This is a genomic window from Aneurinibacillus thermoaerophilus, assembly GCF_019603355.1.
GTDB lineage: Bacteria > Bacillota > Bacilli > Aneurinibacillales > Aneurinibacillaceae > Aneurinibacillus > Aneurinibacillus thermoaerophilus.
This window is the reverse complement of sequence record NZ_CP080764.1, coordinates 3104002-3117414: the sequence shown is the minus strand read 5'-3', so window position 1 is coordinate 3117414 and position 13413 is coordinate 3104002. Positions and strand designations below refer to the sequence as shown.

Genomic DNA, 13413 nt, shown 5'->3' with positions numbered 1-13413 from the left:
TTTATTTTAGCGAAGAGATGAGATCCGGCTCCAAGCAAAGAATCGCGTAACTTTCACTTATGTGAACGTTTAATGGATGCCCTTGCTAAGCTGTTGCTCCGCTATCCGCACAAGACGCTTGGTAATTTCTCCACCGACGTAGCCATTTTGGCGGGCAGTAGCATCTGGTCCAAGCGTGATACCAAGCTTGGCGACGATTTCATGCTTCATCTGTTCCAGCGCCGCTCTGGCTTGCGGAGCAACCGGCTGATTCGTATTGTCGCTTTTTTGGGCTCTTGTGATGAAAGGAGCTTCCGGTGCTACTTGAGTTTTTTGCATATGTATCGCCTCCTGAGGTTAATTTTGGTGATTCCTAGTCTTAAAATTCCGCATCGAAGTGATATTATGCGATTAGCACATCGGTAATTTTTCCTGCTTGCACTTCAGAAGGAAAATATATGTTGCTTTATTGATTTAAAGCGATATATACGTTTTAAATTACAGCGGTACTGGGAGAACATACATGAATGGGTATGTGGGAACAGAAAGATAGGGATATCGGCTAAGAGGGCATGTGTTAAGGAAAGGGAAAAGAAATAGGGAAGTTTTAGCTAAACAGGCTCTTCCTTATTTAAAAATGATGAATTAAATAGATTAAATTAATTGGAATAATTGACTTTTTGCTTAATGAAGCATATAGTAAATTAAAAAAGGGAGTCGGAAGCGATGAAAGAGTGTGAAGTACAGTTCAACCATGTGTTTGAACAATGGGCAGATCAGTATGACAAAACGGTATTTGAAAAAAAGGATGAATATGCTGAGGTCTTTCAAGGATATGAGCAGATTTTGCGGACAGTGGTCGAGGAACTTAACCTTCCGGCTGGAAGTCGCGTACTGGAAATCGGAGTCGGAACAGGGAATTTAACGGCACATCTTCTCGAAAAAGAGTGGGATGTGTATGGAGTAGATCCTTCGCCGGATATGCGAAGGATTGCAGCGCGAAAGCTGCCGCATTTTACCGTTGCTGACGGCCATTTTCTTTCCATTCCGGAAGAGATCGGAAAGGTAGATGGTATTGTCAGTACATATGCGTTCCATCATTTGACGGATGCTCAAAAAGCGCGGGCGATCCAAGAACTAGCCGATCGCTTGACAGAGAAAGGTATGATTGTATTTGCGGATACGGCATATGCGGATGAAGAGGCTAGAGACGCTATTCATGAACGAGTAAGAAGTCAAGGAGCGCTTACGTTATTGAATGATTTGCAAACAGAATATTATCCGTTGTTATCCACGGTAAAGGAAGCTTTTGAAGATGTAGGTTTACGTTTTTCTGCTCGGCAGTTGAACCGATATGTTTGGTTGATGATAGGAAAAAAATAACCCTCTGCTGAGGAAGAGGTATATTTGTTAATAGACTGAAATTTCCTCCTGTTAAGGGGAATTTGTTTTAGTGGAGAGGAAAAGCTCGCGAGGTGTTTGCCCGCGAGTTTTTTCTTCTCATCTCAGAATAGACAGGATATAAGACATAAAGCTAATCCAGAGAAGGTCGAAGCACCCAAGCATAATGGTCGTAATTGATAGTTGTAGGAAAAACGAATTATGCGCCAGATGTTTTTTGGCGGGTCTGACCGTTGTCGCGGCCAGCGTTAGTCCGGTGAGCGTGGTGAGCCATTGCAAAATCACCAGCAGCTTAATATATGAGGTAAAAGAAGAAAAAAATGAGACAAGTGATAAAACCAAAGAGCAAAAAAACAAGCTAAGGCTGATAGATGTTCTTGCGGATACTTTTCTTTCTATACGATCCACACGAGACATAACATTTTTCCCCCTTTTATAATATGTGTTTTTATTTTTACATTACCTTTTTTCGCAGTAACATAAAACGGTTTTACGTAGTGTTTTCTTGAAAAGGAGGATAGGTGAAGAGTCTTACATTTTTTATCATTGAACAGGAGTTTACTTCTATTTTGTTTTTTCTAAAAAATTTGTTAGGCTATAGATGATTGAATTTTTCGTGAGAGGTGACATTCGGTGGTGAAGCCTTTTTGGAGACGTTGGTGGTTCTGGCTTGTTATTATCTTGTTTATCGCTGTCAATCTGGCGGTCAACAGCTTCAGCAGCACGGACAAAGAACGAAAAGGCCCTACGGCAGAGCAGAGTATTGAAACACACTGACCAAAAAGAAAAAGGAAGAAAAGGTGCGCGGGTTTAATCGCGAAGCTTTCCTCCCTCTTTTTTTGCAGTGACGCCGGCAGTTAGGCAGAAGCGCATGGCTTCTTCCACCGAAGTATCTATACATTCGATTCGATCGCGCGGGTAGAGTCGGAGTTCGCCGCTTATTTGGAGGGCGTGCGGCACATATACCGCCACATAAGATGTATGTAAATGAAAAGCAGTTACGTTTTCGGCGGTAAGGAATCCGATTCGCTTTCCGCCGTCTTCGTGTGTGATGAGCACAACCTGCGAAAAAGAACGTTTTTCCCCGATGAGAGATTCTATTGTATCTTTAACCATGCTGTATATTGTCTTCAGCCCTGGAAAACGCGTGATCAATCGTTCTGTCCATGCAAGTAGCTTACGGCTTAACCAGAGCTGGCTTAAACATCCGATAAGCACAATAAGGACAAGCGTAATAGTAATTCCTAATCCGGTAATCGAAGGCAAATTCATGGAAAGCAGAATCCGCTTCCCCAGGCTGTCTACCAATTTGAAAAGATAAACTAGAAGATAAAGCGTCACGCCGATTGGCGCCACGATAAGCAGTCCATTTAAGAACCATTTGATGATTTGTTTCATATGGGGTACGCTCCTTTTTATGATTCTTCTTTCCACAGACCTGCGGGCTTGCTGGCTGGGTTTCCTCAACAGCCATTCCATTGTCCGCAATTTATACATTTCCACTTGCCGAGCCACCATTGCAGTGAAAATCCGCAGACAGAACACTTCAGCCGTGCTGGTTGGTCTGGTTGGTCAGACACACGTCTCCCCCCCCTTTTTTTTCTATTTTTGCCTTAGCATATCATGTTTTACCGTGAAATAAAATGTGCATTTGAATTCCGACAATTCTCACCATTTGGGGCTATTGTTTAGTTATAATAGATGATGAGATGATGATAAGTGACACAAAAGAAGATCCAAAAAAGCAAAAGTGATGTATACAGAAAGGAGACAAGAAATGGTTATCGAGATTAAAAATGTGAGTTGGAAGCGGGAAAATAAATACATATTGAGAGATATTACATGGTCGGTAAAACCTGGAGAGCATTGGGTCATCATGGGATTAAACGGTTCCGGAAAGACTTCTTTGCTGAACATTATCAACGGCTACATGTGGCCGACTAAAGGCGAGATTCGCGTGCTCGGCAAAAAGTTTGGTGAATACGATTTGCGTAAACTTCGTCAGTTGATTGGCTGGGTCAGCTCTTCTATGCAGGAAAAGTTATATAAAAACGAAACGGTAGAAAATATCGTATTGAGTGGTAAAGTAGCTTCTATGGGGCTTTTATATGAAAAGCCACAAGAAGAAGACTATGAGAAGGCGTATCATTTGCTCGAACAGATGGGGTGCCGTGGTATGGAGAAACGCGTGTACGAGAGTTTATCTCAAGGGGAGAAGCAGCGCGTGTTAATCGCGCGGGCGCTGATGGCATCTCCGGATCTGTTGATTCTTGATGAACCTGCCACGGGACTGGATATTTTTGCGCGTGAGCAATTATTGGATCGGGTACAGGAAATGGGCAGCCGACCGGGGGGACCAACGATGATTTATGTTTCTCATCATATCGAAGAAATTGTTCCGGTGTTCCAGCATGTGCTGTTATTGAAAGAAGGACAAGTATATGGAGCGGGCAGAACCGAAAGTTTGATGACGTCTGAAAACTTATCCCGTTTCTTTGGCACGAAAGTTGATGTGACATGGCGCAACGAGAGAGCCTGGATGCAGATGGCGTAAACTAGAAAAAAGGAGAGAATGAAGTGAATATTGTAGAAGCGTTAAAAGAGATAGTAGAGCCGGAGAGAGTCACTGCCAATCCGACGATGCTCGCGCAGCATAGCAAGGATGAATCCTATCATACGCCCAAGTTGCCTGACGCGGTGATTTTTCCGAAGACGACAGAAGAAGTAAGCCGCATTTTGAAATGGGCCAATGAGAACCGGGTACCGGTCGTGCCGTTCGGGATCGGTTCGGGATTAGAAGGGCAGGTTATTCCACAGCAGGGTGGGATTTCGCTTAGTTTTCAAATGATGAATAAGATTGTTGAAGTACGGCCACAAGATTTTCTCGTTCGCGTACAACCGGGGGTAACTAGGATGCAGTTAAATAAGGAACTGAAGAAATACGGGCTGTTCTTTTCTGTTGACCCGGGGGCGGATGCGACGATCGGCGGCATGGCCGCTACCAACGCAAGCGGAACAACAGCGGTACGATACGGTATTATGAGAGATCAAGTGCGCGATATGGAAGTAGTGCTGGCTGATGGCACAATGATACGTACCGGTAGCATGGCTGCTAAATCGTCTTCCGGTTACCATTTGAATGGGCTGTTTGTTGGTTCTGAAGGAACATTGGGCGTATTCACAGAGATTACGCTTCGTCTATATGGTATTCCGGAAATGTCGGTGACGGCGAGGGCCAGTTTTCCAACCGTCGGCGACGCGGTGAGGACAGCGTGCGCCATCATGGGAGCGGCGATTCCTGTGGCGCGTATGGAGTTAGTGGACGGACAATCGGTGCGGCAGGTGAACATGTACAAAGGAACCGACTATCCGGAATGCGCGACGCTTTTCTTTGAATTTCATGGTAATGAGGCTGGATTGAAACACGATCTGGCGTTTGCAAGAGAATTGGCGGAGGAAAATGGGTGCGGGGGCTTTGTGTTTGAGACGGATTCGCTCAGGCAGGCAGCGCTCTGGGAAGCGCGTCATCATCTCGCATATGCGTTTCTTCATGGATATCCGGGTAAAAAGGCGATAACAACGGATGTATGTCTGCCCCTATCCGAACTGGCGGGCGCGATTGAACACGCGCGCGGGTTGCTGGAGAAAACAGGGATGGTAGGCGGTATTGTCGGCCATGTAGGCGACGGAAATTTTCATTCCTTGCTAATGATAGATCCGGATCAACCAGAGGAAATGCAGCAGGCGGAAGCGGTTAACGCCGAGATTGTGCGCTATGCACTAAGTCGCGGTGGTACCTGCACAGGCGAGCACGGCGTAGGACTTGGCAAGGCGAAATATCAGCGAATGGAGCACGGAAATGCGCTGGATGTTATGTATGCGGTAAAGCGTGCACTTGACCCGAATAACATTTTAAATCCAGGCAAGATTTTCGTATTTTAAAGTAATACAGAGTTAGTGTATAATAAATTATCTAAAAATATAAAAAAATCAAAAAGGGGGAGCCTAGGTATGAAACAGAGAGTACACGCGCTGGGAGTATGGATGCTACTTGTATGTTTCGCATTGGCCGCGTGTGGCGCACCGGCGTCGTCGGATAAGCAGCAGTCTGAATCCGGTGGAGAGACAGCCAGCCCGGCAAAAGAAAAGGTCAAAATTGGGATTACCCAGGTGATTGAGCATCCGGCGCTGGATGCGGCGCGGGAAGGATTCATTAAAGCATTGAAAGAAAACGGGTTTGCGGATGCGGACATTGATTATCAATCCGCGCAGGGCGATCCGAGCACCGTAGCCTCCATTGCGCAGAAGTTTGCGGCCGATAAAAAAGATGCTATTCTGGCGATTTCTACACCGAGCGCACAGGCAATGGTCAAAGCGACGCAGGGCACGGACATCCCGGTATTTTTCACGGCCATTACTGATCCGCTAAGCGCCAAATTGGTGGATAGTTTGGAGAAGCCGGGCAAAAACATAACTGGCTATTCCGATACGCATCCCGAGACGATTCATAAACTTATCCAACTTATTAAGGAACTGAAGCCGGATGCTAAAAAAGTAGGCATTATTTATAATTCTGGCGAGGCTAACTCCGTTGTAAACGTGGAGAATGCAAAAAAAGCGCTAACGAAAAATGGAATGCAGGCTGTGGAAGTAAATGCGAGCAATACGACGGAAGTAAAACAGGCGGCAGAATCGCTGGTTGGCAAAGCGGACGTTATTTATGTGCCGAAAGACAATACGGCGGTCGCCGCGTTAAAAACGATTGTCCAGGTAGCCGAGAAGCATAAAATTCCGCTATTTACCGGTGAAATGGATTCCGTGCGCAATGGCGGATTTGCCGGCTTCGGCGCCGATTATAAAGACCTTGGTTACCAAACGGGTTTGATGGCGGTGAAAGTATTGAAAGGTGAAGCCAAAGCGGGCGATTTGCCTGTCGGTTTCCCGAAAGAATTGAAGCTTGGCATCAATAAAGAAGCGGCGGCCAACGAAGGTATCGATCTTGAAAAAATCAAGCCGATTATCGAGAAGTATAATCCTGTTTATTTTGAAAAAACGGAGAAGTAATAAAAAGAAAGCAAAGGCGCCTGTGTCCGGCAGGCGCTTTTGCTTTTTAAAAATCGATTTTAAACTTAAGGAACCCGGCTTTGCGCAGCGATTCAAAGACAATGATGAGGGCGGGGCCGAGGATGAGCCCGATGAAGCCAAGCAGTTGGAATCCGACGTATAGGCTGATAAGCGCCGCCAAGGCGCTGATACCTAGACTTGAACCCAGAACTTTTGGCTCGATGATCCGGCGGATGATCGTAATGGCCACGAACAGAATAACCAGGCCGATGGCAAGGCGCGAATTGCCGACTGCAAAGCTGTATATCGCCCATGGTACTAAGAAAGAACCGGTACCGAGGATCGGCAAAAGATCCACGATGACAATAATAAGCGAAAGCAGGAGCGCGTATTTTACGCCCAGAATCATTAATCCGATAAGCGCGAGTATGTATGTGAGCAGGCTTAAAATGACCTGTGCGCGCAAAAAGCCGACCGTTGCGCGGAATAACTGGTTCATCACCAGCTCGACTTTTTCTCGTGCCGAGTCGGTAAATAAATTCAAGAAATTGCGGTGCAGGCGAGGAAGGTCAAGACTGATTAAAAACAGTGCCACGAGATAAATAATGGCCACGATGAAAAAGCCGGGAATGGCAGCCACGCCGCTCAGCACCACTTTTGTGATGGCAGTTGCGGCATTTGTCGCCGACGTTTTTAGCGCCTGTATCACATCCTGAATGGTATTAGTGGTATCAAACGGAAGGGAGATAGCATATGCTTCCCATTTCCACATATAATGCTCCAGAAATTCCATCACTTTAGAGGAGAGCTCAGGAAGTTTCCCCGCCAATTCTACGGTTTGTACCACAAGGATGGAGCCCAGACGGTATCCACCCAGTCCGAATATCGCAAAAAACAACAGAAACGTCAGTGTAACGGCAATCAGTCGATTTGCGTTTAGCGAACGCATAAAAAACTTAACAATTGGTTCTAGAAAAATCGCGGTGAATAGCGCGAGGATGAATGGTAGCGCGTAAGGAATCAGAAACACTGCGATAGCAAGAATCAAAATCCAGAAAAAAGTTTTGCGAATGGTCGCCATCTTTTCTACTCCACTTCATGTAATTTTTTAGGCTTGCAATTTTCGGCTCCTTTATCTTCAATCATGCTTAGTCTGGCATTGGAAAGTTCCGTATTGTTAACAGTTTGTCCCTCAAACAGAGACTTGCTGTCATCAACTTTCTCAAAAAAGAGCAGAGGCGTCAAATCTTATGTTGCCGAGAGCGGGAAGCGAAACCGTGCTAAGTATACGGAATTCCATAATAATTGTAGCAATTCTATCCAATTGTTTAAAGGGCGTAAAGTACGCGTATCGTTTTTAGATCCTAAAAACAGTGAAGGCAAAAAGTTGGAATGCTGTTATAATTGCTATTCCCTGAAAGCCTTTACAGGATAGGATAAAGAAATAGGAAGACATTTTTGCATGAAGCTTTCTTTTGAATTGGAAATAGAGGGTCTCCATAGCCCGTTGTTTAAGTAAAAGGTTGTTTATATACCTATTTCGTTTATAGTTTATCCACATACTATATATGGAGAAGGATTTTAGCTTTTAAAAAATGGTATAGTTCGTTCCTTGAACCATAAAAGGTGAGGCGATAAGGAGCGAAGACAGTAAAGAAAGGGGAATTATATGGCCAAAGTGATTGTGATTGATCCGGGGCATGGAGGACTGGATCCAGGGGCAGTTGGAAACGGGTTGCAAGAAAAAGATGTAACGCTGGCTATCGCACAGCGCGCATCTTATTTTCTTCGCCAGTACGGAGCCGATGTGCGGCTTACCAGAGCCGGAGACAGAACGTTTAGCACGGATAAACACGCTGATCTAAACGCGCGGGCCGAGTTTGCTAATAACGCACAGGCAGCCTATTTTGTTTCGATTCATATTAATGCGGGTGGCGGTTCCGGGTTTGAAAGCTATGTGATGACGGGGATGGCTGACGAAGAAGCAGGAAGGCGCCAAAATATCATGCACCGTGAAGTGGCGGAAGCGTTTGAAAAAGCAGGTCTGCCAGACAGAGGAAAGAAAACGGCCAATTTTGCCGTGTTGCGTCTTACCAATATGCCGGCGATTCTTCTGGAATGTGGGTTTATCGACCGGGATGAAGACGCGACGTTATTAAGGAACCGAACTTTTATTGACAGCATAGCGGAAGCGATTGCGCGCGGCGCGGCCAAGGCAATGGGGATTTTCTCATCACCGCTCGTTGACAATCCGTCCCCTAATCAACCGCAGGTGATCAGCAAGTACTATAAAGACATTACGCCTGGCATGGAGTGGGCTGCGGCCAGCGTCGATAAGCTGTTTGAACGCGGCATTATGCGTGGAGATGGCCAGGGAAATTTTCGTCCATTTGATAAAATGACGAGGCTTGAAGCGGCGGTCGCGTTGAATCATGCGATAGAATATGTATTGAAGCAACTGGGTAGGTAACTTTTTCTTTGTGTTGTTTTTGGAAAGGTGAATTTGTTATCATAATAGACACTGGAGCAAACGATCTTTTTGCTTATGAATCAAAATGATAAGGAAGTTGATCATAGATGAACAAATCACCTGAAAACACCAGGGTTGTTGTGGGGATGTCAGGTGGCGTAGATTCTTCTGTCGCCGCCTTGCTGCTTAAACAGCAGGGATATGATGTCATTGGCATCTTCATGAAAAACTGGGACGATACCGATGAATTCGGTTATTGCACAGCAGAAGAGGACTATGAAGACGTGCGCCGGGTTTGCGGGCAAATCGGTATTCCGTACTACACTGTAAATTTTGAGAAAGAATACTGGGATAAGGTTTTCACGTATTTTCTAGATGAGTACAAAAAAGGCCGTACGCCGAACCCGGACGTAATGTGCAACAAAGAAATTAAATTCAAAGCATTTCTTGAGCACGCGATGGACTTAGGTGCGGATTATGTGGCGACCGGCCACTATGCACGTGTGGACTATCATGACGGGGAGTACCGTTTGCTGCGCGGTGTGGATCCGAAGAAAGACCAGACCTATTTTCTGAATCAGCTTGGACAGGCTCAGTTGTCGAAAACGATGTTTCCGCTTGGGGCTATGCATAAAACGGAAGTACGTGAAATTGCTCTAAAAGCGGGACTGGTGACGGCGAAGAAGAAGGACAGCACAGGTATTTGCTTTATCGGCGAGCGTAATTTTAAAGAGTTCCTTAGTTCCTATCTTCCAGCAAATCCGGGTGAAATTCGTTCCGTGGACGGTGAGCTGAAAGGCTATCACGACGGGCTGATGTATTATACGCTTGGCCAACGTCAGGGGTTAGGCATCGGTGGAGGCTCTGGAACGGGGGAACCCTGGTTTGTCGTGGATAAGGACGTAAAGAACAATATTTTGTACGTAGCACAGGGCGGCGACCACGAAATGCTGTACAGCGACGGTCTGGAAGCGACAGACGTTCACTGGGTGAGTGACCGCCAGAAGCCGGAAACGTTCCGCTGCACGGCGAAATTCCGCTATCGTCAGCCAGATCAAGGCGTAACTGTGCACCTGAAGCCGAACAATTGCTGTGAAGTTATTTTTGATGAGCCGCAGCGTGCGATTACGCCGGGACAGGCGGTTGTCTTCTATGATGGGGATACTTGCCTGGGCGGCGCGACGATCGATAAAGTGATTAGAAATAACGAAGTATAACATAGGTAGAAAAAAGAAGCTGTACAGCGCGAAATGCCGTACAGCTTCTTTGCGTTTGACTCGAAGATTTTTCACAGTAAATTCCAATATGTTACAATAAAAGAAAAGTAGTGGCAGGTGAGCGAATATAAGTTTGCCGATGCATGATCTAGAACATAAATACACCTATCATGATTATTTGAATTGGTCGGATGATAAAAAGTGGGAGTTAATTGATGGTGTACCTTATGCGATGAGTCTAGCACCTTTGACAAAACATCAGTGGATATCACGTGAGTTGCTTGTGGAGTTTGGGAACTATTTACGTGATAAGTCAGCAGAGAAAAACGAGTGCAGCGTTCGCACTCGTTTTTTTAGCTAGTAGATTTGGAAATTGTTTTTGTTAGGACGATGTTAATAAGCGATCCTCAAGATGGGGAAGGCACAGTGTCTTCCGTGCCGCCAATCAGCTTGCGCAACACCATCTGGAGAATACCATGATGCTTATAATAATCAATTTCCACTTCCGTATCAAGACGCATCATACAGCTAAACGTAAATGTGCTGCCGTCCGGGCGGGTCGCTTGTATTTCAATTGTCTGTCTTGGTTTGATGTTATTATTCAGGTTCGGAATCGCAAACGTTTCTTCTCCGGTAATGCCCAATTCGCTTGCTCCCTTACCTTCCGGGAATTGAAGCGGTAGTACGCCCATACAAACGAGGTTGGTGCGGTGAATCCGCTCAAAGCTTTCAGCGATGACAGCTTTCACGCCGAGCAACAGCGTACCTTTGGCAGCCCAGTCTCGTGAACTTCCTGTTCCGTATTCTTGGCCTGCGATAATTATAAGCGGCGTGCCATCGGCTTGGTATTTCATCGCTGCGTCATAAATGGACATCACTTCACCTGTCGGGAAGTACGTAGTAACTCCGCCTTCGGTTCCCGGAGCGAGCTGGTTGCGGATGCGGATGTTGGCGAACGTTCCCCGCATCATTACCTCATGATTTCCGCGCCGTGAGCCGTACGAGTTGAAATCACGTACTTCCACGCCTTTTTCTTGCAGGTATTGTCCTGCCGGGCTATCTGGCTTGATGGCACCGGCTGGAGAAATATGGTCGGTTGTCACTGAGTCTCCAAGCAGCGCCAGCAGGCGAGCGCCCGCAATCGGTTTAATATCGGGGACTTCAAGCGAGAAGTCTGTAAAGAAAGGCGGTGACTGGATGTACGTAGAGTCTTTGTCCCAGTTATAAATCTGATCGGTAGAGACGGGGATTTCGTTCCATTGCTTGTTGAACGCATGCACGTTGTTATATTTTTCACGGTACATCTCCGGCGTGATAATGGAAGACATAATTTGTCGTACTTCTTCTTCACTTGGCCAAATATCGCGCAAGTATACAGGCTCCCCGCTGTCGTTATGTCCAATCGGATCGTTATATAAATCAATGTCGAATGTGCCGGCCAACGCATAGGCGACGACAAGCGGAGGTGAGGCCAGATAGTTTGCTTTAACGAGCGGATGAATCCGGCCTTCAAAATTCCGGTTTCCGCTAAGTACGGATGTAACAGTCATGTCGTTTTCGGCAATGGCTTTGGCCACCTCTGGAATGAGCGGACCACTGTTGCCGATGCAGGTGGTGCATCCGTAGCCGACCGTATTGAAGCCAAGCTGGTCAAGATATGGAGTGAGCCCAGCATCGTCGAGATACTGGGTTACGACACGCGAACCAGGAGCGAGGCTGGCTTTGACATTCGGATTGCGGCGCAATCCTTTTTCCACCGCTTTCTTTGCTAGAAGTCCAGCGCCGATCATCACGGAAGGATTGGACGTGTTGGTACAGCTCGTAATGGCTGCGATAACAACGGAACCGGTTCGGAGCGGAGCTTTGGTACCATCCGGATACGTAACCATGACTTCTTGTTCGATTTTTTCGTTGGACAGGCCGAAACCGCCTTCTTTAATAGGCTGGCGTAGCACTTTGTGAAATTCTTCTTTCATATTCGTTAGATCAATACGATCTTGCGGGCGTTTTGGCCCGGCCAGCGTAGGCACTACAGTGCTTAAATCGAGCGAGATCACTTCTGAATAGGTTGGGTTTTGCATGTTATTTGTCCGAAATAGTCCCTGGGCTTTCGTATAGTTCTCCACTAAAGTGATTTGTTCCTCGGAACGTCCGGTTGTGCGCAGATATTGCAGCGTCTGCTCGTCGATCGGGAAGTAACCCACCGTAGCTCCGTATTCTGGAGCCATGTTAGCGATCGTTGCCCTGTCTTCCAGCGTCATGGAGCTTAAGCCGCTACCAAAAAACTCGACGAATTTACCGACAACTCCTTTTTTGCGGAGGATGTTGGTTACGGTAAGCGCTAGGTCGGTAGCGGTTGCTCCTTCCGGCAGTTTTCCTGTTAGCTCGAAGCCGACAACCTGAGGCAGAAGGAAGTAAAGCGGTTGGCCGAGCATTGCCGCTTCTGCTTCGATGCCTCCGACACCCCAGCCAAGAACCCCAAGCCCGTTAATCATTGTGGTGTGTGAGTCGGTTCCCACCAGTGAGTCCGGGAATGCTTCCACGCCGTTTTCCTTTTCTTTCTGCGTGACAACGGAAGCTAGATATTCCAGATTTACCTGATGAACGATGCCGACAGACGGGGGGACAGCCCGGAAGTTCGTAAATGCTTGGGTAGCCCAGCGCAGGAATTTGTAGCGCTCATGGTTGCGCTCGAATTCTTTTTGCATATTGAAATTGAGCGCAGTATTGGAGCCTGCCTGATCCACTTGCACAGAGTGGTCAATTACGAGGTCAACAGGGATGAGCGGATTGATTTTTTCCGGAGCAAGCCCTAGACGGGAGACCGCATCTCTCATGGAAGCTAAGTCCACTACAGCAGGAACGCCTGTGAAGTCTTGTAGAATGACGCGCGCTGGTATAAAAGGAATTTCAAACATTTCTTCCGGTTTGGGCGCAGGATTCCAATTGGCGATACGTCTTATGTGTTCTTCTGTAATGGCCCTGTTGTCCATTGTGCGGAGCGCTGATTCCAGCAGAACTTTGATGGAAAATGGCAGCGCTGAAACATTTCCTATTCCTTTTTCTTCAAGCGTTTGTAAACGATAATAGTACTGGCCGCTGTCAAGGCGTGCGCGGCACATTTCGCGCAGCGTCTGGCTGGTAGTCATAAGCAGCGTCCTCCTTTTTTATCCAGATTTTTACGCTTCTTTTAGTATGCGCCATTCACTTTGAGATATGAGGGACAAGGAGATGTATAAACAGGATCGATTTTTCTATCCTAAAAACTGTAGGATAAACTTC

The 13413-nt window shown here is 46.5% G+C and carries 13 protein-coding genes; 8 read left to right on the top strand and 5 right to left on the bottom strand.

Annotated elements, in window-relative coordinates; all coding sequences use genetic code 11:
* Positions 1-69: 69 nt before the first annotated feature.
* Positions 70-282: an alpha/beta-type small acid-soluble spore protein gene (locus tag K3F53_RS19720; RefSeq protein ID WP_408863351.1), complete on the bottom strand. Its 213-nt coding sequence runs from the start codon at positions 280-282 to the stop codon at positions 70-72.
* A 423-nt stretch (positions 283-705) separates the two neighbouring features.
* Between K3F53_RS19720 and K3F53_RS16115 the strand changes: the two genes are divergently transcribed.
* On the top strand, positions 706-1362 hold the full coding sequence (locus K3F53_RS16115) for a class I SAM-dependent methyltransferase (RefSeq protein ID WP_057897646.1): 657 nt from the start codon (positions 706-708) through the stop codon (positions 1360-1362).
* Between the two features lie 117 nt (positions 1363-1479).
* On the opposite strand, the gene K3F53_RS16110 is transcribed toward K3F53_RS16115, so the two are convergent.
* Positions 1480-1797 carry a hypothetical protein gene (locus K3F53_RS16110; RefSeq protein ID WP_139184973.1) on the bottom strand — a complete coding sequence of 106 codons (318 nt, stop codon included), beginning with the start codon at positions 1795-1797 and terminating at the stop codon, positions 1480-1482.
* A gap of 216 nt (positions 1798-2013) precedes the next feature.
* Here K3F53_RS16110 and K3F53_RS16105 point away from each other — a divergent pair, with 216 nt between their 5' ends.
* Positions 2014-2157 (top strand): hypothetical protein, encoded by a 144-nt coding sequence (locus K3F53_RS16105; RefSeq protein ID WP_175493617.1) that lies wholly within the window; start codon positions 2014-2016, stop codon positions 2155-2157.
* Between the two features lie 33 nt (positions 2158-2190).
* Here the strand turns inward: K3F53_RS16105 and K3F53_RS16100 are convergent, their stop codons facing one another.
* On the bottom strand, positions 2191-2778 hold the full coding sequence (locus K3F53_RS16100; RefSeq protein WP_220559118.1) for a DUF502 domain-containing protein: 588 nt from the start codon (positions 2776-2778) through the stop codon (positions 2191-2193).
* Between the two features lie 379 nt (positions 2779-3157).
* On the opposite strand from K3F53_RS16100, the gene K3F53_RS16095 reads away from it, so the two are divergent.
* The 3 genes from K3F53_RS16095 (at position 3158) to K3F53_RS16085 (ending at position 6444) form a co-directional block, all read left to right on the top strand.
* Positions 3158-3934 (top strand): ABC transporter ATP-binding protein, encoded by a 777-nt coding sequence (locus K3F53_RS16095; protein WP_220559117.1) that lies wholly within the window; start codon positions 3158-3160, stop codon positions 3932-3934.
* A 23-nt stretch (positions 3935-3957) separates the two neighbouring features.
* Positions 3958-5322 carry an FAD-binding oxidoreductase gene (locus tag K3F53_RS16090; RefSeq protein ID WP_057897649.1) on the top strand — a complete coding sequence of 455 codons (1365 nt, stop codon included), beginning with the start codon at positions 3958-3960 and terminating at the stop codon, positions 5320-5322.
* Between the two features lie 69 nt (positions 5323-5391).
* Positions 5392-6444, top strand: a complete 1053-nt coding sequence (locus K3F53_RS16085; protein ID WP_057897650.1) for an ABC transporter substrate-binding protein — start codon at positions 5392-5394, stop codon at positions 6442-6444.
* 46 nt (positions 6445-6490) lie between these two features.
* Here the strand turns inward: K3F53_RS16085 and ytvI are convergent, their stop codons facing one another.
* Positions 6491-7525 carry a sporulation integral membrane protein YtvI gene (gene ytvI / locus K3F53_RS16080; RefSeq protein ID WP_057897651.1) on the bottom strand — a complete coding sequence of 345 codons (1035 nt, stop codon included), beginning with the start codon at positions 7523-7525 and terminating at the stop codon, positions 6491-6493.
* A gap of 588 nt (positions 7526-8113) precedes the next feature.
* Between ytvI and K3F53_RS19715 the strand changes: the two genes are divergently transcribed.
* From K3F53_RS19715 to K3F53_RS19710, 3 genes are all read left to right on the top strand, one after another.
* Positions 8114-8914: an N-acetylmuramoyl-L-alanine amidase gene (locus K3F53_RS19715; RefSeq protein WP_091260797.1), complete on the top strand. Its 801-nt coding sequence runs from the start codon at positions 8114-8116 to the stop codon at positions 8912-8914.
* Positions 8915-9021: 107 nt separating this feature from the next.
* Positions 9022-10131 carry a tRNA 2-thiouridine(34) synthase MnmA gene (gene mnmA, locus K3F53_RS16070; protein WP_057897652.1) on the top strand — a complete coding sequence of 370 codons (1110 nt, stop codon included), beginning with the start codon at positions 9022-9024 and terminating at the stop codon, positions 10129-10131.
* Positions 10132-10270: 139 nt separating this feature from the next.
* Positions 10271-10492 (top strand): Uma2 family endonuclease, encoded by a 222-nt coding sequence (locus K3F53_RS19710; RefSeq protein WP_082706146.1) that lies wholly within the window; start codon positions 10271-10273, stop codon positions 10490-10492.
* Between the two features lie 46 nt (positions 10493-10538).
* On the opposite strand, the gene acnA is transcribed toward K3F53_RS19710, so the two are convergent.
* A complete protein-coding gene (gene acnA, locus K3F53_RS16060; RefSeq protein ID WP_220559116.1) occupies positions 10539-13280 on the bottom strand; it encodes an aconitate hydratase AcnA in 2742 nt (913 codons plus the stop codon).
* Between the last annotated feature and the right edge of the window lie 133 nt (positions 13281-13413).

Bases quoted from the DNA above. Each gene is read 5' to 3' on its own strand.
- K3F53_RS16115 (WP_057897646.1), top strand. From the start codon at position 706: ATGAAAGAGTGTGAAGTACAGTTCAACCATGTGTTTGAACAATGGGCA.
- K3F53_RS16110 (WP_139184973.1), bottom strand. From the start codon at position 1,797: ATGTCTCGTGTGGATCGTATAGAAAGAAAAGTATCCGCAAGAACATCT.
- K3F53_RS16100 (WP_220559118.1), bottom strand. From the start codon at position 2,778: ATGAAACAAATCATCAAATGGTTCTTAAATGGACTGCTTATCGTGGCG.
- K3F53_RS16095 (WP_220559117.1), top strand. From the start codon at position 3,158: ATGGTTATCGAGATTAAAAATGTGAGTTGGAAGCGGGAAAATAAATAC.
- K3F53_RS16085 (WP_057897650.1), top strand. From the start codon at position 5,392: ATGAAACAGAGAGTACACGCGCTGGGAGTATGGATGCTACTTGTATGT.
- ytvI (WP_057897651.1), bottom strand. From the start codon at position 7,525: ATGGCGACCATTCGCAAAACTTTTTTCTGGATTTTGATTCTTGCTATC.
- K3F53_RS19715 (WP_091260797.1), top strand. From the start codon at position 8,114: ATGGCCAAAGTGATTGTGATTGATCCGGGGCATGGAGGACTGGATCCA.
- mnmA (WP_057897652.1), top strand. From the start codon at position 9,022: ATGAACAAATCACCTGAAAACACCAGGGTTGTTGTGGGGATGTCAGGT.
- K3F53_RS19710 (WP_082706146.1), top strand. From the start codon at position 10,271: ATGCATGATCTAGAACATAAATACACCTATCATGATTATTTGAATTGG.
- acnA (WP_220559116.1), bottom strand. From the start codon at position 13,280: ATGACTACCAGCCAGACGCTGCGCGAAATGTGCCGCGCACGCCTTGAC.